Here is a 22,908-nt window from a genome sequence, read left to right as displayed (position 1 = left end):
ATCAGTTGCCTCCCTGCTGTGCTGCGCCCGGATTGTTGCGCATGATCTCGTTCAGAGGCAGATAAGGCACCACGCCCTGTTTTTCGTCGATGATGATCTTGTTGGAACCCTTCAGGACCTGCTCCATCGTTTCCAGGAACATGCGCTGGCGGGTCACGTCCGGCGCGGTGCGATACTGGTCATAGATGGAGACGAAGCGCTGCGCCTCACCCTGCGCCTCGTTAACGACGCGCGACTTGTACGCATTCGCTTCTTCGAGGATCTGCGCGGCCTGACCGCGAGCGGCGCCGAGCTTCTGGTTGGCGTACTGATTGGCTTCCTGAACGAAGCGGTCTTCGTCCTGTTCGGCACGCTGCACTTCATCGAAGGCATCGGCCACTTCGCGCGGCGGCGCCGCATCTTCGATCGCCACGGCATTGATGGAAATGCCGGCGCCGTAACCGTCCATGGTGGACTGGATGATGGTGCGCACATCCGCCGCAATCGCCTGACGGTTATCGCGGAAAATGTCCTGTGCCGGACGACGGCCGACGACTTCGCGCATGGCGCTTTCGGAAACCTGCTGCAGGGTTTCGGCCGGGCTGTCGACGTTGAAGAGATAGGATTTCGGATCGGAAACCGTATAGAGCACCGAGAACTGCACGTTGACGATGTTCTGGTCGCCGGTCAGCATCACGCCGCTAGACGAAGACGATGAGGCGCGCGAGCCGATATTCTGCTGCTGCTCGGTGACCTTGACGATTTCAACCGTCTCGATCGGCCACAGATGGAAATGCAGACCGGGCATCGAGATTTCGTCCTTCGGGCGGCCGAAACGCAGTTCCACGCCGCGCTCGTCCGGCTGGACGGTATAGATGGACTGGATGCCGAGGAAAACCAGCACGACGAGAACCACGATGGCAACTGCGCCGCCGTTGAAGCCGCCGGGCAGCACATTCTTGAAACGGTCCTGGCTGCGCCGGATGATCTCTTCCAGATCGGGCGGGCCGCCATTGCCGCCGCCACCGCCGCGAGGCCGGTTAGGCCCCTGCCCCCATGGGCCGCCACCGCCGCCCTGGTTGTTTCCTCCACCGCCGCCGCCCCAAGGGCCGCCGCCGCCATTCTGATTGCTCCAGGGCATCAATACCTCTTTATAAAAGCCTCTCCCGGTTCCGTTCGAAAGCGATTGCTCGCGTGCGGCGGGAATATCGACCCGTTATAGGAAGGAGAAGCGTCCGTTTCAACGCAGAGGTGGTAACTAAATACCCAATCAGGGTAAATAGTTCACTTTGACGCGGCTCTTCGCACATAAGTGGTAAACAGAACCGGATAATTGTCCTTTTCCCCTGCGGGAGCAGGGATTTCCTCGGTTTTCTCAAAAACGGCAGGATCGATTTCCGGAAAAAAAGTGTCGCCATCGAGCTTTACCGCGACATGGGTGACGGAAAGTTGATCGGCGAAGGGCATGGCCTGACGGTAAATCTCGCCGCCACCGGCCACGAAGACCTCATTCACACCCAGTTCCGCAGCCTTGCTTGCGGCGAGCTTCAAAGCCTCCTCCAGCGAGGAGACGACATCCACGCCTTGCGGCCGGTAATCGGCATTGCGGCTGACGATTATATGCGGGCGGCCCGGCAATGGACGCTCGCCGACGGATAAAAATGTCTTGCGGCCCATGATGAGCGGTTTGCCCATCGTCATCGCCTTGAAGCGTTTGAGGTCAGTGGAGAGTTTCCACGGCATGTCGAGGTCGCGGCCGATGACGCCGTTTTCGGACACTGCAACGATGATGGTGACGCGCGGCTCGCTCATACCGCGATCGGCGCCTTGATACTTGAATCGGCCTCGTAGTTTTCCAGCGTAAAGTCTCCGAACTTAAAGGCGAAAAGGTCCTTCACATCCGGGTTGAGGCGCATCGTCGGCAGGGCCTTGGGCGAGCGGGTCATCTGCAGCTTCGCCTGCTCGAAATGATTGGCATAGATATGCGCATCGCCGAGCGTATGGACGAAATCGCCCGGCTTCAGGCCGGTGACCTGCGCCACCATCAGCGTCAGAAGCGCATAGGAGGCGATGTTGAACGGCACGCCGAGGAAAATGTCGGCCGAGCGCTGATAGAGCTGGCAGGACAGCTTTCCATCGGAAACATAGAACTGGAACAGGCAATGGCATGGCGGCAGCGCCATCTCGTCCACCAGCGCCGGGTTCCAGGCCGAAACGATGTGACGGCGGGAATTCGGATTGGTTTTCAGGCTCTCGATCAAAAGCGCGATCTGATCGACATGGCGACCGTCCGGCGCGGGCCAGGACCGCCACTGCGCACCATAGACCGGGCCGAGATCGCCGTTCTCGTCGGCCCACTCATCCCAGATGGAAACGCCGTTTTCCTTGAGATAGGCGATATTGGTATCGCCCTTCAGGAACCACAGCAGTTCATGAATGATGGAGCGCAGATGCAGCTTCTTGGTGGTGAGAACCGGAAAACCTTCGGAAAGGTCGAAACGCATCTGGTAACCGAACACCGAGCGCGTGCCCGTACCGGTGCGGTCTCCGCGGTCGGAGCCGGTTTCCATCACATGCCGGAGAAGATCGAGATATTGTTTCATGCGTTCTGCCGCCGATTCCCTGATATCAGGGCAATATAATAGCACAGGGCGGCAGAACCAATCATCTAATGCGGGCTTATCCCCGTTAAATCAAAGCGACTGGAGTTTGCCCAGTTCCTTGGCGACCAGATAATAAAAGGTCACGCGCGATTTGGAGCGGTCCGCAGCCATGGCCTTGGCAACGGCATCGATTGCCTGATCGGCCGTGCCGTCGGTCACGCCGAGCTTCTTGCCGCACCAGCTCGCCTTCACACGTGCAAGCTCTTCCGGATCGGAAGCGGACACCAGCGAGGAATCCCGGTTGCGCAGGGCGATGCCGAGATGCTTGACGATCTTGCCGACCACCGCTTCGTCGGCTGCTGCGTCGTATTTCTTCACATCTGCGAGATAGTCAGTCATGTCCACTCCTTCGTGTGTCCCCGGCCCGGTGTTGCTTCTGGTGACCGGTTGCATGGACAATGGGACAGCAATCCCTCGTCGTCAAGAATTGTCTAAAGTGCGGGCCGCAATCACGAAACCTTTTCATGGAATTGTCATCACCCCCCTTTTCTCAGGCGGTCGAAACGCCTATATGAGCCTTGCCGGGGCAACCCGGCTATGGCGATAAACGGTCGGTGTAATAAACCTATTGGACCCGGGGGCGGTACCCGGCGCCTCCACCAAAAACCGGCGGACTTTCATGAAACGAAGGCCGGCTTTTGATGGGGGCGAAATAGGATCGACAAGGGCGTAAAGATCGAACTTTTGCTCGGCATGATACCGCCGTTATCGGGTCACAAGTGTAGTTGCAAACGACAACAACGCTAAGGAATATGCTCTCGCTGCCTAATGGCGGTGCGGGAATTCCGCTCTAAAGTCCTCACGGTTAGCCCCGTGAGGCGGGGTTCGGAGGTACCTGGCAACAGAAACCTCCACCTTCTCCATTTTGCCTGAATTGGTTATATGATAGCTGACTCGCAATCGGCATCGGCTTTTCCGTTGCTGCCGTCCAGGACATTGCGTATACTTGGCCAACGCGTGAGCGTCAGGATCGGAAATGATCCCGGCTCAAGGATTACGCGAAGATTCAAAGTGTTACAGCGTCCTTGGCGCGCAAGCCGCGCCGTGCATGAAAAGACGTTCGAATAAGGGAAAGACAGGACCGCATGGGGCAGGATCATATCCGTTACGACATTCTCGCACAGGATGCCCTTCGCGGCGTTATTCGTAAGGTTTTGGGTGAAGTGGCCGCAACCGGCCGTCTGCCCGGCGACCACCACTTCTTCATCACCTTTCTGACCGGCGCGCCGGGCGTGCGGATTTCCCAGCACCTCAAGGCGAAATATGCCGAGCAGATGACCATCGTTATCCAGCATCAGTTTTGGGACCTGAAAGTAACCGAAACCGGCTTCGAAATCGGCCTGTCCTTCTCGGATACGCCGGAAAAGCTGGTGATCCCCTATAACGCCATTCGCGGTTTCTACGATCCTTCCGTCAATTTCGAGCTCGAATTCGACGTGCCTCTGGCCGAAGAAGAGGAAATCGAAGACGCAGAGATCACCGCTTATCCCGTTTCCCATGAGGCAAAGCCCGCTGCCGCTTCCGAGACGCCCAAATCCGGCGAGGAAAAGAAGGAAGGCTCGGTCGTTTCGCTGGATGCCTTCCGCAAGAAGCAATAACGGCTTTTACGCAGCGCTTACGAAACCCGAGGAGACATATCCCCATGGCGGCCGATATCGTCAATCTGCGCCAGTTTCGCAAACAGAAAGCCCGTAGCGAAAAAGAAAAACAGGCGGAGCAGAACCGCCTGTCCTTTGGCCGCACCAAGACCGAAAAAAATCTTACCTCAGCCCTGAACGAAAAGGCCGAAAAGGCGCTCGATCAGGGGCGGCTCGAAAAAAACGATGACGGGACCGGCAAAGACTGACAGGCCGGCCGGCCGTCGCGGATTTCGGGACTATCCGAAAAGAATCGCAAAACAGGGACTTGCCGGGGAGACATGATTCAGACCTCCAACCGGTTTCACCGGAGACCGATCTGATGATCCGCAAGCACTCCGCGACGTTGCACGGCCACCGCACCAGCATTTCACTCGAGGACGCCTTCTGGGACGAACTGAAAACCATTGCGGAAAGACGCAAGATCAGTTTCGCGGCCCTGCTTGCCGAAATAGACGACAACCGCTCCGCCGACAGCAATCTGTCCTCGTCGCTGCGGGTTTATGTGCTGAACTGGCTGAAAACCCGCTGAGGTTTTCCGGCGTGAGTAAAGATACGCAATCGGTCACGGCCTGTGGATGCCTCTATCCGGATTTGTCCCCCCGGACTACAAAAATTACTGCCAAAAACTCGTAACGCCGTGAAAGCATTCATTAAACATTGGCGGCCTAGTCTGCGCTGCAAGGCATTTCCCGTATTGCGTAGCCTTGCTTTCAAATGCTGTTCCCCGACCGTTGCCATCCCTCACATCACCACGAAGCGTTCCCGGGTTTCCGCCGTTAGGGAACGGGTTTACCGTGAGATTCTCGACTCATGCTCGAGGATGATGCAACGTTCCGGGACAGGTTTCCCCACTCTCGCAATATGAAGGCCGATCAGCCCTCCCCTGCCCGCAAGCTCACGGCGTCGCGGGAGCACTTTCCGGCGCCAGTTGCCGGATGGCATTTTCCGTCGGAGGCACCACCAGAACCGGCGCGGATTGCCGCTCCGGCGTCGGCTGTTGCCCCTGTTCGTGCTGTTGCTGTTGCTGCTGCAACCGCTCCTGCTGTTCCTTTTCCTGGCGCAGACGTTCTTCGGCCGCAGCCTTCAGACGCGCCTCTTCTTCGGCCTTGGCCTTGGCTTCCGCCTCCGCCCGTTCCTTCTCGGCCTGCCGCTCGGCCGCCTGCGAGCGATAAAGCGCCACTTCGCGGCGCAGGCGCTGCTTTTCGAGAACGCTGGCCTGCATGGCCTCCACCCGACGGCGCTCCTTTTCGAAAGCCCGGAGCGACAGGTAATTGCTGAGCGCCGAAACGTCGGTCGTCAAAGCCGGCGCGGCAAGCGGGCCGTTATAGTTCAGGCGCACCGAAGGCTCGGCCCCCGCAACCGTTTCGGTGCCGGGATTGAACAGGAGATCGAGGTCACCATTCACCGTCGAAGCCGCAAGATCGACCGTTGCATCGGCCGTCAGCGTTACCGGATCGATCCCCGCGCGCAAATTCTTGAAATGAAGCGCGCCGCCATTCAGCGAGAACGGCAAGGCCACATCGCCGAGGCCGATTTCACCCTGCCACAGGCTCTGGTCCACCAGCGGCCGCACCTTGGGCGCGTCGATCGGCTGCTGCAAGCCGTCCGCCGCCTGCAGGATCGGCGGCAGAGTGCCGGGATTGAGCCCCTTCAGCACCAGCCCGCCGACCCGGATTTCACCCGAGCCGCCTGCCGATTTCAGCATTTCACCGACGCTCTTGCCGGTCGATTCGGCCGTCAGGTCGATGGCGACCCGGCCCGCCGCGACCGGCCCGTTGGCATTCGCCCACAGGATCGGCTCCGGATTGGCGTCGGCGACCGCGATCTTGGTGCGGAAAATGCCCGCCCCCTCGCCCGTCGACATGGCGAGCCGTCCCGTCAGCTTGCCGCCCATGAAGGTGCCGGCAACATCGTCGAGCGACAGGCTGCCCGCATCATGCGTGACCTTGGCCGAAACACCCGTGACCGTGCCGAAAGGGCCGGCCTCGAAGCTTTCCGCTTTCAAGGCAAGCGAAGCCTTGAGCTGCGGGAACGCGGCCATGGCCAGCGGCTTGGCGTTGAGCGCCCCGGTTTCCGGATCGATCACCGGCCCATAGATCGCATCACCCAGCCAGGCGAGATCGGCCGTTCTGACCGCAAGATCGCCGGTGACGGGATAGGGCGCGGCGCGCTGGAAGGTCAGATTGCCCGAGAACGGATTTCCGCCCGCCTGCCCGCCTATCGAGGAAAGCGCGATCTTCTGCCCATCCACCGCCACTTTCGCGTTGGCCTTCAACGCCATGCCGCCGCCAAGCTGCGGCAGCCCAACGGCGTTCATGATGAGATAGGGCTCTATGTCGGCGCTTTCGAGCGCCACGTCGGCGCTGCCCTCACCGAAATTGGCAGACGAAACGGCAAAGGAACCGTTCATCGAAAAATGCGTGCGCTCCGTCGAGAAGCGCAATTCCGTCTGGGCGGGCGAGCCGAGCGTGCCGTTGAGCTTGATGGATAGAAGGCCCTCGCCATCCGCATCAAAGGGCAGCGGATCGAGCCCCGCCTGCCCGAACAGGATGGCCGTCGACTGGTTTTTCAGGACCGCTTCCAGCGACATGGCGGTATCATCGGTGATCGACAGGAAATCCGGCATTTTGGCCACGGCCGACAGCCGGCTGCCATTGACGGTACCGGAAACGGCGACATTGGCGCCGCCATTTTCGCTATTGACGGAAACGTCCATTGCCAGGTCGGAATTGGCGTACCACGGCGCACTCGCCGCCAGACGGCTGAGGAATGGATGGTTCGGCAATTTCTGCTGCAGCATGGTGAAGAACGGCTGCATATCCGCCGCATGCAGGTTCACCGTGCCCTTGCCCGCATATTTCAGCAGCGAACCCTGCAGCTCACCCCTTGCCCTGACTTCCGCACCGGCGATGTCTCCGGCCGTCATGTTCTCCAGCGAGAGAACGCCGCCTGCCATGGTGAAGGCGGTCTCGACATGATTGGCGGTCACACCGGCCATGTTGAACCGGTCGGCCTTGAATTTCGCGGTAATGCGGTGGTCGAGCACGGAACTGCCGACCTGATCGCCAAGCGCCAGACTGCCGAGCGCCTTCAGCGCATCGAGATCAATTTCATTGCCGGCAAGATCGATGGAAAGATTGGAAGTCTTGCCGTCGGAGCGCCGCTCCAGTTCACCCTTCAGCGACGCATCGCCAACTGCAAGCTCCAGATTGTCGAAACGCTGGTTGAGCGTCGTCAGCGAGACATCGGCGGAAAAACCGGCTGCATTGAGCTGGCGGATCGCCGGATCGACGGAACCGGAAAGCCAGTTCGCCAGACCCGAAGGCTGGTTGGAAGCGAGAAGCAGATTGCCGTTGAAGGCGGGGCCGCCGAGAAGCGTCAGCGACCCCTTGGCTTCGAGCTGCGTCCGGCCCGGCAGGGTCGCAACCGCATTCACCACCTGCCAGCCGCTGCCTTCAGGGCGCACATCCAGCCTGATGTCGCGAATGGTCGTATCATCGGAAACGAGCGCCGGAAGGCTGATGCTGGCCTTGCCCGGCACCGGCGGCACCGGAATGCGGGCCACCATGGCCGCAAAGGCCTCGATACGCTGGCGCACCGAGGCGGTGGGCTGGCGCGAGGTCTTGCCAGCCTGCACGACGGGCGGCGAAAAGCGAGCGACATCGATCTGCTGGCCATCGGCCGTCAGCAGGAATTCCGGCTTGGCGCCGGTATCGAGCGTTGCTTCCCCGGTCACGACATAGGGATTTTCGCTGCCGCCGAGTTCCATGCGGTAGCTCGGGATACGCACGCTTTCATTGGTGAGTTCAAAGCTGCCGCGGGTGCGGGGCGAGGAAAACAGCGATTGTCCGGCCTGCTGCTTCTGCTTTTCGTCCTCACGGAAACTGAAGGAGAAAGAACCGCTATAGGCCGGCTTTCCCGCCGTTGCGGCAATTGCGCCATCGAGATCGACCTCGACCGGGTGTTCGTCCGGCACCAGCCGCATCCTCAGCCCCATGCGGCCGGCGGCATAATCCGGCTCGCTGCTGGAGAGCGAGAAGGAGCCCGGATGTCCGTCGACGGCGGCGCGTCCCTCCGCCTTCCACGGCCCGGCCAGCGAATTGGCGGACATGTCGGCATTGAGACCGGTCACGACACGGTTGCGGCCGGATTGCTCATCGATGAATTCGATCTGCCCGCCTTCGATCTGTACGCTTTCCAGAACCACGGTGCGGGCGGGAATTTCCGCCCGGCTGCCACGCATCCAGTCCAGCGTGCCGTCCTTAAGCAGCCTTATCTTGGCCTTGGGTTCCTCGATGCGCATGTCGAAGATACGCGCCTCGCCCGAGAGGAAAGGCGCAAGCTCGGCATCCATGGAAAAACGGGCGACCTGAATGAGCGGCGATCCATCCGCATCCGTTCCGGCGCGCACATCATGCAATGTTACCGAAGGGAAAGGCAGGATACGGGCTTCGACGCGGCCATGCACCACCACCTTTTTGCCGAGAATACGGCTTGCCTGATCCTCGAAATCGCGGCGGAAATCCGTCCAGTCGACGAAATAGGGAATAAGCAGCGCCGAAAACAGCACCACGGCCAGCAGTCCGCCCAGAAAAACCAGAATACGTCCGAGCACTGACCTGCATCTCCCTTCGCGAACGCTGCAAACCTATTCTTTTCTGCCTTAACGGCAAGCAGCCTTTTGTACCAATCAAATATGAGAATGATCAGACAAGCCGGAACAACTTGCCCGGATTGAAGATGTTATCGGGATCGAGCGACGTTTTGATGGCGCGCATGAGATCCAGTGCATTGCCGGCCTCTTCGGCGAGGAAACTCATCTTGCCCTGGCCGATGCCGTGTTCACCTGTGCAGGTGCCGTCCATGGCGATGGCGCGGCGGTTGAGACGGGCGACGAAGGCTTCGGTTTTCGCCACACTTTCCGCGTCCTTGCCATCGAACAGAATAAGGACGTGGAAGTTCCCGTCGCCCGCATGGCCCACGATGGGTGCCAGAAATCCGTTTTCCTGAATATCCCGCTGCGTTTCCACCACGCAATCCGCGAGCCGCGAAATCGGCACGCAGACATCGGTGGAAAGCCCGTCGAGATGCGGCGCGAGCGCGCGGGAAGCCCAATAGGCATCGTGCCGCGCTTTCCAGAGCTTGTTGCGCTCGGCAGCGTCGCTCGTCCAGCGGAAATCGACGCCGCCGCATTCGGCGGCGATCTCGGCGAACTGCTGCGATTGCAGCGCCGCCGTTTCCTCGGTGCCGTGGAATTCCACGAAGAGTGTCGGTTTCTCGGCGTAGTTCAGGCCGGAATAGGCATTGCAGGCTCGCACCTGCACCTCGTCGAGCAATTCGATGCGGGCGACCGGAACCCCCATCTGGATCGTCATGATGACGGCGTCGCAGGCAGCCTTGATGCTGTCGAAAGTGCAGACCCCGCCGGCGATCTTTTCAGGAATGCCCTGCAAGCGCAGCGTCACGGAAGTGATGACACCCAGCGTCCCCTCTGCACCGACGAAAAGCCGCGTCAGATCGTAACCCGCAGACGACTTGCGGGCGCGCCGCGCGGTGCGGATTTCCTCGCCATTGGCGACGACGGCGGTAACGGCCAGCACATTGTCCTTCATTGTGCCGTAACGCACGGCATTGGTGCCGGAGGCCCGCGTCGAGGCCATGCCGCCGATGGAGGCATTGGCGCCGGGATCGATGGGGAAAAACAGGCCGGTATCGCGCAGATAGACATTGAGGTCCTCGCGCGTCACGCCCGGCTCCACCGTCACGTCAAGATCTTCGGCATTCACCTCAATGATGCGATTCATCCGGCTGAAATCGATGCAGATTCCGCCGTTCGGCGCATTCACTTGCCCTTCCAGCGAAGAGCCCGTTCCGAAAGGAATGACCGGCACCTTATATTGCGCGCAGACCTTTACAACCGCCTTCACATCATCGGCGCTCTCGGCAAAAACGACGCCGTCAGGCGCCTGCAGCGTCAGATAAGTGGTGGTGTGGCCATGCTGTTCGCGGAACGCCTGTCCGGTCTGGAGCCTGTCGCCGAGCTGCTGCTTCAGCACCGCGAGTGCCGACGCGATGCCCTCTTCGTTCCGCTTTCCCGCCACCACATCTTTCAGCGCCATCGTCCGTCTCCACCGCAACATCTGCCCGTAAAGGATTCGATCCGTTACGAAATTCCGTCAGGTGGTATGGGATAAGGTTAACGCTTTGTCCAGCATCGCGATTGCACCAAACACTGTTTCGCGGCAACCGTTTTTATTCCGCCGCCAGCAGCGGCTTGTCCTCTTCCAGCGCCTTGCGGCGGGCGGCAAGTTCAAGCTCGCGGTGAAGACGGATTTCCTCATCCGCCTGCGGTTTCGCGAAGCGGGCGATCAGCAGGTAGGAGACCGGCGTGATGTAAAGCGTCACCAGCGTCGCAAAACCGAGGCCGCCGACGATGACCCAGCCGAGCGCGATGCGCGCTTCCGCGCCAGCACCCTGCGCCAGCACCAGCGGAACACCGCCGAGAATGGTCGCAATCATCGTCATCATGACAGGGCGCAGACGAATGCTGGTGGCCTTTTCAATGGCTTCCCGCACGGTTGCGCCCTGATCGCGCAGATGATTGGCGAATTCCACGATGAGAATACCGTTTTTCGCCATCACCCCGACGAGGAGTACGAGCCCGATCTGGCTATAGACGTTGAGGCTGGACCCAGTGACCAACAGCGCGATGACCGCGCAGGCAAGGCCGAGCGGCACCGTCGTCATGATGATGACCGAACTCAAGACGCTTTCGAACTGCGCAGCCAGCACGAGGAAGATGATGGCGATGGCAAAACCGAAGGTCAGCAACATGCCGCTCGAATTTTCCTCCAGCGTCGCCGCTTCGCCGAGCGGCAGGAGACGGGCGCCTGGCGGCATGACGGATTGCGAGAGCTCATTCACCTTTTGCAGCGCCTCGCCCAGCGAAACGCCGTCCTTAAGGTTGGCGGTAAAGCCGACGGAGGGAAGCTGCTGCTCGCGGTTGAGCTGCGGCGCAACCGCATTTTCCTTCAGCGTAGCAATCACCGACATCGGCACGATCTTGCCGTCACCCGTTTTCAGGAAGACGTTTTCCAGATCGGTCGGATCATTGATCGGCCGGGTGGAGGACAGGAGCCGCACCGGGATCGCATCGCCATCCACGAAGACGTCGACAATCGAGCGCCCTTCCAGCAGCGACTGCATGGCGCGCGAAAGGCCGGTAATATCGATGCCGAGATCCGACGCACGCTCGCGGTCGATGGAGACGGAGATTTGCGCCTGGTTGGGTTCATTGTCGAAACGCGGCGTATCGAACAGGCCGCTTTCCTCCATGGAAAGCAGCAATTTCTGCGTCGCCTCGGTCAGCGCCGCATAGTTGCTGCCAACCATCGCCATCTGCAGGCCGTTGCCGGCACCGCGAATTCGGAGGCTGTTCGGCTGCATTGCATTGCCGCGCAGCGCCGGCACCCTGTTGGCGGCGGAAGTGACATCGGCGGCAATCTGGTTCTGCGTGCGCTCACGATCTGCCCAGGGCGCGAGCGTCAGCACCATGAAACCGGTATTGGACGAGCCGTTCATGCCGGTGATGGAGTAAATATTGCGGATTTCACCGCTGTCGCGCAGCGGCTGCAGGTTTTCTTCGATCCGCTGCAACTGGTCGCGGGTATATTCGAGGCTGACGCCCTGCGGCGCGGTGACCCGCATCATGATCGAGGCGCGGTCCTCGCGCGGCGTCAACTCGTTCTGGATCATGCCGAAGGCGATCCACGACAGGCCGGAAAAGATCAGCGCCACGACGATGACGATCAGCGGATTGTTGAGGCAGGCGGAAAGTGTCGTTTTGTAGGTGGAGGCAAAGACATTGCCGAACCATGCGAGCGGCCCCGTCGGCTCCTTCAGCCCCTCCTTCAGCATGCGCGAGGCGAGCATCGGGCAGAGCGTCAGCGCCACGATGGAGGACAGGCCCACCGCGAAGGCCAGCACGAAACCGAATTCACGGAACAGGCCGCCAAGCTGGCCCGGCAGGAAGGAGAGCGGAATGAACACGGCGGCAAGCGTCGCCGTCGTCGCGATGACCGCGAAAAAGACTTCCTGCGTGCCGAGAACGGCAGCGGCCCGCGGCCCCATGCCTTCCGCCCGTCGGCGCACGATATTTTCCAGCACGACGATCGCGTCATCGACCACGAGACCGGTCGCCAGAACGATGGCAAGCAGCGTCAGAATATTGACCGAGAAGCCGACCATATAGATAGCGACAATGGTGCCGATCAGCGCCACCGGCATGGTGATTGCTGGAATAAGGGTCGCACGCCAGTCGCGCAGGAAGAGATAAAGCACGACGACGACGATGATCGCCGAGAGACCGAGCGCCAACTCGACCTCGTGCAGCGCGCCTTCGATGAAGACGGCATCGTCACTGGTGACGACGATGCGCGTACCTTCGGGCAGATTGGCCGACATGGCGTCGACGGCGGCCTTCACGCCGGTCGAGATGCTGAGCGTGTTCGACTGCGCCTGCCGGATGACACCGAGACCGACACCCTGCACGCCGTTGGAGCGCAGCGAGGTGGATTCATCATCCGCGCCCAGCATGACGGTCGCGACGTCCCTGAGGCGGATATTGTTCTTGATGAGAAGGTTGGAGAAATCTTCGGGCTTCGTCAGGCTGGCCGTGGCACGCACGACGATGTCCTGCGTCGTGCTTTTCAGCGACCCCGCCGGCACGTCGAGGGCTGCGCTGGCAAGCGCGTTTGAAACGTCGGTCACCGTCAGACCACGGCTCGCCAATGCCGCCTGATTGAGATCGACCCGGAAAACCTTTTCCTGATCGCCGTAAAGCTCCACATCGGCCACGCCGTCGACGGCAGCCAGACGGTCGATGATCTCGTCATCCACCAGCTTGGTCAGGTCTTCCATGCTGAGCGTGGAGGAAGTGACGGCAAGGCGCATGATCGGCTGGCTGTCGGAATCCGCCTTGATGATCTGCGGCTCGTCGGCATCGTCAGGCAACTGGTTGGTGACGCGGCCGATGGCGTCGCGCACATCGTTGGCGGCAACCGCCAGATCGACATTGTCGCCGAATTCCAGCGTCACGCGGCTGGTGCCGAATTGCGAGTTGGACGAGATGGACTTGACGCCGCTGACCCGCGCCACCGCACCTTCGATGGTTTGCGTCACTTCCTGATCGATGGTTTCGGGCGCCGCCCCCTCATAGGTGGTCCTGACGCTGATCGTCGGCCGGTCGACATCAGGCAGTTCGCGCACTTCAACGCCCACCAGCGCCGCAAGGCCGGCAACGACCAGAAGCGTGTTGAGAACCGCCGCCAGAATCGGCCGGCGCACGAACAATGCCGTGAAGGCGAGTTTGGAATCCTGCCCGGAGGGTGGCTGCGTCGTCATTGGCTGGCAACCTCTTCAGGCTTCGGCTGGTTGCCAACACGGACCGCGCCGCCTTCCCTCACACGCTGAAGGCCCTCGATCACGACAGGTTCGCCATCCGCCAGCTCCGCCTTGACGAGAACGGCATCGGGATTGCGTTGCACGATCTGCACCCGCACTTTGTTCGATTTATTGTCGGTCACACGCCAGACGTAAGAGCCTTCCGCATCCCATTGCACGGCCAGCGGATCGACCGAGGCATAGGTTTCCCCGGCAAAACGCATGGTGACGCCGAAGGACATGCCCGCCCTCAACTCGTCCTTCTCATTGCTGAATTTCGCCCGGATGCGGATCGTGCGGCTCGCCTCATCGACGCGGTTGTCGACGGCCTCGATCTCGCCCTTGAAGGTCTCACCCGGCCGGGAAATGGACGTGGCCTCCACCGGCATGCCGACCTTGATCGCGGTTGCGAACCGCTCGGGAGCCCAGAAATTGACGAGAATTTCCGAACGGTCATCGATGCTGACGATGGTTGACTGCGTGGTGACGTTATCGCCGATATTGGCGGCGACGATACCCGCCACACCCTCTATCGGCGCAACGATATCGCGGCGCTTGAGATTGAGTTCGGCGGTGCTCAGCGCAAGCTTGGCGGCTTCCTCGGCAATCTGCGCATCCAGCACATCGAGGCGGGAAACGGATTTCAGGTTCTTGTAGGAATTGGATTTTTCAACGGCGCTGCGCAGCGCCACCTGTGCCTTGTCGCGCTCGATCACCTGCTCTTCATCGTCGAGCCGCGCCAGCACCTGCCCCTTCACGACGCGTGCACCGGACGACGTGCGAATTTCGGAAAGCGTGCCGGAAGCCTGCGGCATGACGACAACCGACTGGATCGCCTCGCCATTACCGATGGCGTTCAGCCGGTCATTGACCGTGCCTTTCTTCACCGGGGCCGTCACCACCAGTGTGGCGTTGCCGTTGCGGCGCGCACCGCCGGCGTTTTGACCCGAACCGGGCGTAGCGGCGGCAACCTCAACGGCGCTGGCAGGCGTTTTGCCAAGCCCCATGCTGGCGAGCACATTGCGGGCTTCGGGCGAATAGAAGCCCCAGAGACAGAGCCCCGCTCCCACCACGGCAACACTGACACCCACCTGTTTCCAGACCCGCATATATTTCTCCGGTTGATCCGCGCAGCATAAAGCATTCCCGAAAACCTGCGTTCCGGGACAAATGCAGTATTCCTGCTTGGCTGAGGCAAGGCAACGCACAAATCCGTTCCTTACGTAATTGTAATTTGGGCGCAATTGCCGCCAGAAGCAGCCAATCCGCAATCCATCCGTGCATTCCTGTCGCAAATATCCGCGGTTGGGCTAATCTGCGCCCTCGATACGCCATAACCGGAGGAAGCCATGAGCACCGTGACGAAGACCGAAAACCCGGAAACCGACCCGCGCGTCAAAGCGGTGTTCGATGACATCCGCGCCACCCGCAAATCGGATTTCATCAACAATATGTGGCTCTACCTCGCCTTCGATGCCGATCTGCTTGAAAAGACATGGGGTGAGGTCAAGGCGGTGATGGCGACACCTTCGGCTCTCGATCCCGTGGTGAAGGAAATGCTCTATATCGCTGTTTCCGTCACCAATGGCTGCTCCTATTGCGCCCATTCCCACACGGCAGCAGCAAAAGCCAAGGGCATGACGACAGAGCAGCATGCCGATTTGCTGCGCGTCATCGCGCTTGCCGCCAAGACCAACCAGCTTGCGGTGGCGTTGCAAGTGCCCGTTGACCCCGCTTTCGACGCCGACAGGCAGACATGAACGAAAAAAATGCCTTGGAATGGGCGTTTTGACGGTTGATACCGGAATAAAAGCAGAACACGGTTCTGGCCTTTATATCCCGAATCACTACATTGGGCCGCATGAGCAACAGTTTTGACGATATGCCGTTCTTCGATGAGGAACCCGCCGCACCGCGCAGGGCAACGAACAATGCCGGTGCGGAAAGCGGCGGCGGGCTTGGCATTGCCGCCCGCGCCATGGCGGCGCGCGATCAGACGCGTGCTGCGCCCGACTATCTTTCCGGCCTCAACCCGGAACAGCGCGAGGCAGTAGAAACGCTGGACGGACCCGTTCTCGTGCTCGCCGGCGCCGGCACCGGCAAGACCCGCGTTCTGACCACCCGCATCGCCCATATTCTTGCCACCGGCCGCGCCTATCCGAGCCAGATTCTTGCCGTGACCTTTACCAACAAGGCTGCCCGCGAGATGAAGGAACGTATCGGCGTTCTCGTCGGCGGCGCTGTCGAGGGCATGCCGTGGCTCGGCACCTTCCACTCCATCGGCGTCAAGCTGCTGCGCCGCCACGCCGAACTCGTCGGCCTGAAATCGGACTTCACCATTCTCGATACGGATGACGTGGTGCGGCTGATCAAGCAGCTCATTCAGGCCGAAGGGCTGGACGACAAGCGCTGGCCGGCAAAGCAGTTCGCCGGCATGATCGACGGCTGGAAGAATAAGGGCCTGACGCCGCCGGACATTCCGGAGGGCGACAGCCGCGCTTTCGCCAATGGCAAGGGCCGCGAACTTTACTCCGCCTATCAGAACCGCCTGAAAACGCTGAACGCCTGCGATTTCGGCGACCTTCTGATGCATCCCATCAGCATCTTCCGCCGCCACACCGATATTCTGAAGGAGTATCACCAGAAGTTCCGTTACATTCTGGTGGACGAATATCAGGACACCAATACGGCGCAATATATGTGGCTGAGGCTGCTTGCCCAGCGCGCCAAGGGCGAACCGCAGAACGTCTGTTGCGTGGGTGACGACGACCAGTCGATCTATGGCTGGCGCGGTGCGGAAGTGGACAATATCCTCCGCTTCGACAAGGATTTCCCCGGCGCCAAGGTCATCAAGCTCGAGCGCAACTACCGCTCCACCGAGCATATTCTCGGCGCGGCCGGCCATCTGATCGCCCATAATGAGGGCCGTCTCGGCAAGACGCTCTTCACCGAACGCAGCAGCCCGGATGACGAAAAGGTCGTGGTGCATGCCGCCTGGGATTCCGAGGAGGAAGCCCGTGCGGTCGGCGAGGAAATCGAACAGCTCCAGCGCAAGAACCATAATCTGAACGACATGGCCATTCTCGTCCGCGCCTCCTTCCAGATGCGCGAGTTCGAAGACCGTTTCGTGACGCTTGGCCTCAATTACCGCGTCATCGGCGGCCCGCGCTTTTATGAGCGCCTCGAAATCCGCGACGCCATGGCCTATTTCCGCCTCGTCTGCCAGCCGGCCGACGATCTCGCCTTTGAGCGGATCGTCAATACGCCGAAGCGCGGTCTTGGCGATACGACGATCCGTAACCTGCACGACTATGCCCGTGCCCGCGATATTCCGATGCTGGCAGCGGCCGCCGACATCATCGAGACCGACGAGCTGAAACCGAAGGCGCGCAAGGCGCTGTTCGATGTGGTGCAGGATTTCCGCCGCTGGCAGGGTCTCTTGGAAAATACCGAGCACACCACGCTTGCCGAGCAGATTCTCGACGAAAGCGGCTATACCGCCATGTGGCAGGCCGACAAGACGGCCGAAGCGCCCGGACGGCTTGAGAACCTGAAGGAACTCATCCGCTCGATGGAGGCCTTCGAGAGCATGCGCGGCTTCCTCGAGCACGTCGCCCTCGTCATGGATGCCGAACAGAACGAAAATCTCGATGCCGTCTCCATCATGACGCTGCATTCCGCCAAGGGTCTGGAATTCGACACCGTCTTCCTGCCCGGCTGGGAAGAAGGTCTGTTCCCGCACCAGCGGGCGCTGGACGAAGGCGGGCGCTCCGGTCTGGAAGAAGAACGCCGTCTCGCTTACGTTGGCATCACCCGCGCCAAGAAGCTCTGCCATATCTGGTTCGTGTCGAACCGGCGCATTCACGGGCTGTGGCAATCCACCCTGCCCTCGCGTTTCCTCGATGAATTGCCGCCCGCCCATGTGGATGTCGCGGCATCCGACAGCAGTTACGGCGGTTATGGCGGACGCGGCGGCTATGGTCAGTCGCGTTTCGACAAGGCCGATCCTTTCACAAACAACTATTCCACCCCCGGCTGGAAGCGCGCGCAGCAGAACCGCAGCGACGCCACCCGTGACAATTGGGGCACCCGCTCCGGCCATGCGGTCGAACGGATCGGTTATGGCGAAAGCGGCCCGCGCACCCGCACGATCGACGGCGAACTGGTGGCGAAATCCGTCGCCGACACGCCATCGAAATTCTTTGTTGGCGACCGCGTCTTCCACCTCAAATTTGGCAATGGCAACATCTCTGCCATCGAAGGAAACAAGCTGACGATCGACTTCGATCGCGCCGGGCAGAAGCGTGTGCTGGACGGATTTGTGGAAAAGGTCTGATTCGGCAACCATGAGTGCCTGAAGGGTGCTTTTTCCGTAGCCCGCGTCATGCCGTTGCAATAAAGGAGTTGCAATGGGGAAGTGGAACAGGCGAGGACACCGTTGCATATATTACCGAAAAGCCAGCGCAGGCTCGCCGTTTTCCTGATCAATATGGATAGCGCCACCAAACGCCTCGCGGATATGACCGCGCGCCTCGATGCCATGGGGCTCAAGGCGGAGCGTGTCCCCGGCGTCAATGGCAGGGAACTGAATTACCCCATCCCGGAATTCAGCGAGATTTCCTACATGCTCATGCATGGCCGCCGCACCTCGCCGCCGGAAATCGGCTGCTATCTCAGCCATGTCGCCTGCGCCAATAAATTCATGGCGGGCGATGCCGATATCGCGCTCATCCTTGAGGATGACGTGGTCTTCGACGATGATTTTCTCAACGCCATCGACGAGGCGGTGCTGAATGGCGGCGATTGGGATTTGCTGCGGCTCACGACCGTCAGCAATGGCCGCAAATTCCCGTTCCGCCAGCTTTCCAATGGTCGTTCGCTCGCCATTGCCATCACGCGGGAAAAAGGGTCGGGAGCCTATCTCGTCAACCGTCGCGCCGGAAAATGGATATCGAAGCTGATCCCCATGCGGCTCGCTTATGACATCGCATTCGATCTGGAATATCTCGCAGGGCTGAAGGCGGCCTTCCTCTACCCGCTCTGCGCTACGCAGGATGCGGACGGGGAAAGCCAGATCCAAAACAATCTGCGCATCTACCGCCTGCCGCGCTGGCGCTATTTCACCGTTCTGCCCTATCGCGCCTATCTGGAAACCAGCCGGTTCCTGCTGCGCAGCATTCGCTTCGCCGTCGCCAAAGTGCACGTTGCGATGGAGCGCGGCAAGGGCAAGACCGCCCCAGCCGGTCGTTGATCGATCCGCCTTATACTTCGCCGGGCGTGAAGCCGACGAGGTAGACCGCCGCGATCACGGCTGCGAGAATGAAAATAGAAATGACGAAAATCGTCATCCGGTTCAATGGTTTGCGCGTCGTCTTCTTCATGGTGGAATAATGCGTGGCCGCATCGCTTGTTCCGCAACGCACAGGATAATGTCGTCTAAAACCGTGCGCCGGCGCAATTCGATTCCGCTTCAGGCACATATGGGCTAAAGCTCGTCTCCATCTTCAGCTTTCCGGCCCGCCATGACAGACACGACGCATCCACGCCTCAACCCGCTGCATCTTGCCGCCGCCTTCGCCAGCGGCTGCCTTTTGACATTGATGGTGCATTTTAACGGTCAGCTTGCCCATTACGGCAATGCGCTGTTTTCCTCGTGGACGGCGCATGGCACCGGCACGGTGGCGGCGCTGATCTATCTCGCCATCATGCGCCCGAAGAAAGAAGTGGGCGCGGCGGAAAAACCGAAAGCGCCGCTCTGGGCCTATTGCGGCGGGGTCGTGGGTGCGGCTATCGTCATCCTCACCTCCACCGCCGTCAATTCGCCGCTGGCGCTTTCCGGCACCATTGCGCTCGGGCTTGGCGGACAGGTGATCTTCAGCCTCCTGGCGGATCTTTTCGGCCTTTTCGGCCTGCCCAAAAGAAAGCCGGACCTGCGGGACATGGCGGCGGTGGCGCTCATTCTCTGCGGCAGCGCACTCATCATCCTTGTCGGGAGAACGGCATGATCGTCTGGATCGCTATGGCCTTTACCGGCGGCGTCTTCGTGGCGCTGAGCCGCCAGATCAACGGCCGTCTCAGCCTGTCCAACTCACCGCTCATCGCATCGTTCTGGAACCACATTGTCGGTTTTGCCGTACTGACGGTCATTGGCCTCATCGTCGGCGGCCTCATTCCGCCGGGCGCCGCCGATGCGCCCTGGCTTGCCTTTATCGGCGGGCCGATCGGCGTCGTCTTCATCGCTTCGGGAAGCTGGCTCATTCCGCGCATCGGTGCGGTCAATACCGCCCTTCTGGTCATCAGCGGCCAGATGGTTTCAGGCGTGGTTCTCGATCTTTTCGGCGATCATCCGCCGAAACTCTGGGCAAGCGCACTCGGCATTCTGCTTATCCTCGCCGGCATGGTGCTGACACAGCGGCGCGGTCGCTAGAGCATTTCCAGCAAAAGTGCGCAGCGGTTTTACATCAGGAAAATGCGGAAAGCTCAGGAATCGCTGCCGCGCGAAAACATGCCGAGCAGGGTCTTGCCACCGCTTTTACCGCCGCTGCTTGCAAGTGTCGGCCGGTTGCCGTTCAACTTCGGCACCACCACCATGCGCTTGACTTCGCCGCGCTTGAAGGCCGCAAGGAAGCGCGGGTAATCCCGAAATACCACGCAGCCATTCGATTCACCGCGTTTCGCCAGCATGTAGGTATGCGCCAGAAGACCGTCGCGGCCGTGCGGGTTGACGCCGTTTTCGGGCGTCAGGCGAATGGCCTCGACGCCATGGAACCGCGCCTCGCGCATCGTCAGACGATAGCTGGAAGGCGGCGTCGAACCGCGCATTCTCACATGCACGTAATCGGGGTTGTCGCGCATCTTGCCGATGCCGGAATGCGCTTCGAGCTTCTCGCCATTCGGCATGTGCACCACGCCGGAGGAAATATCGTAGATCGCCGTGCCGTTGCCGCGATCCGGCCACGGAACCGCATCCATCTTGCTCGGCTCACGCATCGGATTGTCAGGTTTTGCAAAGGCGAGCATGGCGCCGGTGCTCTGCTTCGGCGGCGCAGGCGCGCGAAGGGGAACCGGCGCATCGAAAGCCGGTGCCGAAGCGACGTCGGGAACATGGCCCTCGGTCTTGGACGATGTCGCGGGACGCGGTGACGGCTCAACCGTCTCAGCCATCGCCACCTCGGGACGGAAGCTCGGCAGCGGCACATCATCGGGCAGCAGGCTGCTTGCCTCTTCCTCGATCTGCGGCCGCGCCAGCGCCACTTCAAATGCCGGGTGCTGCGGAACGGCGCTCTGATAGGCAACCTCGGGGGTGCGACCCAGCGCCGAATCGACGATCGCCGACGGCTTGAGCGCGGCAAGCTGCTTCACGGTCGCCTGCCCTTTTGCGTTGGCAGCCGCGCCGAAGCGCTCACCGAATTCTTTCGCGCCGATCTCGGGCATGATGCCGGCGAGGCGAACCGCCTTCTGCTGGCCATGGCTGTGGTCGCTCAGGCGAGAAAACTTGCGCACGTGAATATCCCGCGCGGCCGCGTGGGCAATTGCCGTCTCAGTGGAAGCGAATCGCGTCACCAGTGTCTTTTCAAACTGCCCGACACCATGCGAAGCGGCGGCCATGCTGTGCAGCGAGGCAAAGGCGGCGAAGGCGAAAAGGCCGGCAAAGGCGCCGCCGCCGAGAAGGGCGGACATTCGGCCGAACGCAAAGGATTTGCCTCTCTTGACGGAAGACGAACCGGCAAGACCGGCGCCATTATAGGCCGCAGCAGAAAACGCCATGATACTCGTTACTCGAACCGTTCACGCACACCCGGCCGACGCCGGAGGGATTTAGGGACATCCGAAGGGCGGGCAAACACCACGCCGGTTTCGGAACTGACTGGTTCGAAGCATGACGAATTATGGTAACCAAAGTGTTTACGAGTCCCTGCAAAAATAATTCGTTAAGGTCTGCGCATTGTAAAGCGAAGGCAAAACAATGACTTGCGCCGAGACTGCGTGCATCCGCACTGCATTGTCCCGGGAAATGCCCCTTAAAGGGTCGTCATCGGCCTAAAAAATTTCCGTCGCCGCATTGTCAGGTAAATTCCGACTTGGCCGGAAATTTGCTGCAAATGCGGCAGGACTGCGACAGGGCAAGCCCCCTGCCCGAAACACCCCTGCCCGCCGAAGAGGTCGAAAGGGGCTTGATCCGTTAAAGCCGGCTTGGCATCCTGCCCTGAAAAGGGAGGCACATCATGAAGGCGCTGCTGCTCATCGATATCCAGAACGGTTTTTGCCCCGGCGGCAATCTGGCCGTTGCCGATGGCGACAGGATCGTGCCCATCGCCAATGCCCTGATCGACAATGGCGGCTACGATCTCATCGTCGCCTCGCAGGACTGGCACCCGGAAAATCACGGCAGCTTCGCCTCCCAGCATCCCGGCAAGAAACCCTTCGACATGGGCGAACTCTCCGGCAAACCGCAGATGATGTGGCCGGACCATTGCGTGCAGGGCACGCCGGATGCGGAATTTCATCCCGACCTCAAGACGGACGCCTTCGACTATATTCAGCAGAAGGGCGAAAACCCCGCCGTCGACAGTTATTCCGCCTTTCGCGACAATGATCAGGGCGCGACGACGGGACTGGCCGACTATCTGAGCCGTCAGGGTGTCACGCAACTCGACGTCTGCGGCCTTGCCACCGATTATTGCGTCAGTTTCTCGGTGCTCGATGCCCTCGATATGCTGCCCGGTGTGAATGTCCGTTTCATCGAAGATGCCAGCCGCGGCATCGACCCGCAGGGCATCAAGGCCGCGATTTCGACGATGCGGGAAAAAGGCGCGGCCATTCTCAAAAGCCGCGACATTTTGCGGGACTAGTTTAGCGCCGCTTCGGCTTCTCCAGCACGTCGATATCGCCTGCTGCATCCTCAAGGCGTCTCAGGATCGCGGCATGCGCATCCCTGAGCCCCTCATTGTAAAAAACATGTCCCAACTCCTCGGCCAGAAAATCGACGAAGATTTCCGCCTGCAGATGGCCGATCTCGGCTTCGGTCTCCCGGGCAAGATAGTCCCGGATACGTGCGGCCAGGGCGGCCTTTTCCTGCTTTTCCAGCATCGATCTTCCAACGTTTGATTGTTGAGGGGTACGGGAGGAAGGCGGTGAAACTATCCGTCCGGCACCGGCCATATGGGGCGTTACCGTAACGGAAG

General features: G+C 60.6%; 19 protein-coding genes and 1 other RNA gene. 10 read left to right on the top strand and 10 right to left on the bottom strand.

The genetic code is table 11. The features are described 5' to 3' along the window. Window position 1: 1 nt before the first annotated feature. The 4 genes from hflK to PIB16_RS09175 form a co-directional block, all read right to left on the bottom strand. A complete protein-coding gene (gene hflK / locus PIB16_RS09190) occupies window positions 2-1,120 on the bottom strand; it encodes an FtsH protease activity modulator HflK (RefSeq protein WP_003522368.1) in 1,119 nt (372 codons plus the stop codon). Between the two features lie 143 nt (window positions 1,121-1,263). Continuing rightward, window positions 1,264-1,791: a dihydrofolate reductase gene (locus PIB16_RS09185; protein ID WP_078051870.1), complete on the bottom strand. Its 528-nt coding sequence runs from the start codon at window positions 1,789-1,791 to the stop codon at window positions 1,264-1,266. After that, window positions 1,788-2,582, bottom strand: coding sequence for a thymidylate synthase (locus tag PIB16_RS09180; protein WP_271045476.1), 795 nt, complete (start codon window positions 2,580-2,582; stop codon window positions 1,788-1,790). The genes PIB16_RS09185 and PIB16_RS09180 overlap by 4 nt, the downstream gene beginning before the upstream one ends. A gap of 90 nt (window positions 2,583-2,672) precedes the next feature. Next, a complete protein-coding gene (locus tag PIB16_RS09175) occupies window positions 2,673-2,981 on the bottom strand; it encodes a DUF2853 family protein (RefSeq protein ID WP_003522365.1) in 309 nt (102 codons plus the stop codon). Between the two features lie 142 nt (window positions 2,982-3,123). On the opposite strand from PIB16_RS09175, the gene ssrA reads away from it, so the two are divergent. The 4 genes from ssrA (at window position 3,124) to PIB16_RS09155 (ending at window position 4,811) form a co-directional block, all read left to right on the top strand. After that, window positions 3,124-3,498, top strand: a transfer-messenger RNA (tmRNA) gene (gene ssrA, locus PIB16_RS09170). Window positions 3,499-3,727: 229 nt separating this feature from the next. Further along, window positions 3,728-4,240 carry an SspB family protein gene (locus PIB16_RS09165; protein ID WP_020812051.1) on the top strand — a complete coding sequence of 171 codons (513 nt, stop codon included), beginning with the start codon at window positions 3,728-3,730 and terminating at the stop codon, window positions 4,238-4,240. 44 nt (window positions 4,241-4,284) lie between these two features. Beyond that, window positions 4,285-4,488: a DUF4169 family protein gene (locus PIB16_RS09160; protein WP_003522363.1), complete on the top strand. Its 204-nt coding sequence runs from the start codon at window positions 4,285-4,287 to the stop codon at window positions 4,486-4,488. A 113-nt stretch (window positions 4,489-4,601) separates the two neighbouring features. Next, window positions 4,602-4,811: a ribbon-helix-helix domain-containing protein gene (locus PIB16_RS09155; RefSeq protein WP_003522362.1), complete on the top strand. Its 210-nt coding sequence runs from the start codon at window positions 4,602-4,604 to the stop codon at window positions 4,809-4,811. A 366-nt stretch (window positions 4,812-5,177) separates the two neighbouring features. Here PIB16_RS09155 and PIB16_RS09150 read toward each other — a convergent pair whose 3' ends face one another. The 4 genes from PIB16_RS09150 to PIB16_RS09135 all read right to left on the bottom strand — a co-directional run bounded on the left by PIB16_RS09150 (window position 5,178) and on the right by PIB16_RS09135 (window position 14,832). Beyond that, window positions 5,178-8,897 carry an AsmA family protein gene (locus PIB16_RS09150; protein WP_271045475.1) on the bottom strand — a complete coding sequence of 1,240 codons (3,720 nt, stop codon included), beginning with the start codon at window positions 8,895-8,897 and terminating at the stop codon, window positions 5,178-5,180. Between the two features lie 91 nt (window positions 8,898-8,988). Further along, window positions 8,989-10,401, bottom strand: coding sequence for an FAD-binding oxidoreductase (locus tag PIB16_RS09145; protein WP_125145609.1), 1,413 nt, complete (start codon window positions 10,399-10,401; stop codon window positions 8,989-8,991). Window positions 10,402-10,534: 133 nt separating this feature from the next. Continuing rightward, window positions 10,535-13,684, bottom strand: a complete 3,150-nt coding sequence (locus PIB16_RS09140; RefSeq protein WP_271045474.1) for an efflux RND transporter permease subunit — start codon at window positions 13,682-13,684, stop codon at window positions 10,535-10,537. Continuing rightward, window positions 13,681-14,832, bottom strand: a complete 1,152-nt coding sequence (locus tag PIB16_RS09135; protein ID WP_271045473.1) for an efflux RND transporter periplasmic adaptor subunit — start codon at window positions 14,830-14,832, stop codon at window positions 13,681-13,683. The genes PIB16_RS09140 and PIB16_RS09135 overlap by 4 nt, the downstream gene beginning before the upstream one ends. Before the next feature lie 240 nt (window positions 14,833-15,072). On the opposite strand from PIB16_RS09135, the gene PIB16_RS09130 reads away from it, so the two are divergent. The 5 genes from PIB16_RS09130 to PIB16_RS09110 all read left to right on the top strand — a co-directional run bounded on the left by PIB16_RS09130 (window position 15,073) and on the right by PIB16_RS09110 (window position 20,150). Beyond that, entirely contained in the window at window positions 15,073-15,483 is a 411-nt protein-coding gene (locus PIB16_RS09130; protein WP_271045472.1) for a carboxymuconolactone decarboxylase family protein, read from the top strand. Window positions 15,484-15,584: 101 nt separating this feature from the next. Beyond that, on the top strand, window positions 15,585-18,059 hold the full coding sequence (locus tag PIB16_RS09125; RefSeq protein WP_137452984.1) for an ATP-dependent helicase: 2,475 nt from the start codon (window positions 15,585-15,587) through the stop codon (window positions 18,057-18,059). 102 nt (window positions 18,060-18,161) lie between these two features. Then, a complete protein-coding gene (locus PIB16_RS09120) occupies window positions 18,162-18,974 on the top strand; it encodes a glycosyltransferase family 25 protein (RefSeq protein ID WP_137452983.1) in 813 nt (270 codons plus the stop codon). Between the two features lie 271 nt (window positions 18,975-19,245). Beyond that, window positions 19,246-19,728 carry a DMT family transporter gene (locus PIB16_RS09115; RefSeq protein ID WP_065655829.1) on the top strand — a complete coding sequence of 161 codons (483 nt, stop codon included), beginning with the start codon at window positions 19,246-19,248 and terminating at the stop codon, window positions 19,726-19,728. Continuing rightward, on the top strand, window positions 19,725-20,150 hold the full coding sequence (locus PIB16_RS09110) for a DMT family transporter (protein WP_078051864.1): 426 nt from the start codon (window positions 19,725-19,727) through the stop codon (window positions 20,148-20,150). The genes PIB16_RS09115 and PIB16_RS09110 overlap by 4 nt, the downstream gene beginning before the upstream one ends. Window positions 20,151-20,203: 53 nt before the next feature. Here PIB16_RS09110 and PIB16_RS09105 read toward each other — a convergent pair whose 3' ends face one another. Next, a complete protein-coding gene (locus tag PIB16_RS09105) occupies window positions 20,204-21,490 on the bottom strand; it encodes a DUF2778 domain-containing protein (RefSeq protein WP_271045471.1) in 1,287 nt (428 codons plus the stop codon). A 458-nt stretch (window positions 21,491-21,948) separates the two neighbouring features. On the opposite strand from PIB16_RS09105, the gene pncA reads away from it, so the two are divergent. Beyond that, a complete protein-coding gene (gene pncA / locus PIB16_RS09100) occupies window positions 21,949-22,575 on the top strand; it encodes a bifunctional nicotinamidase/pyrazinamidase (protein WP_271045470.1) in 627 nt (208 codons plus the stop codon). A 1-nt stretch (window position 22,576) separates the two neighbouring features. Here the strand turns inward: pncA and PIB16_RS09095 are convergent, their stop codons facing one another. Continuing rightward, on the bottom strand, window positions 22,577-22,813 hold the full coding sequence (locus PIB16_RS09095; RefSeq protein ID WP_065655826.1) for a DUF2164 domain-containing protein: 237 nt from the start codon (window positions 22,811-22,813) through the stop codon (window positions 22,577-22,579). Between the last annotated feature and the right edge of the window lie 95 nt (window positions 22,814-22,908).

Origin of the sequence: Agrobacterium sp. ST15.13.015, assembly GCF_027871645.1 — a bacterium.
Classification (GTDB): domain Bacteria; phylum Pseudomonadota; class Alphaproteobacteria; order Rhizobiales; family Rhizobiaceae; genus Agrobacterium; species Agrobacterium leguminum.
This window is presented reverse-complemented; position numbering and strand designations above follow the sequence as displayed.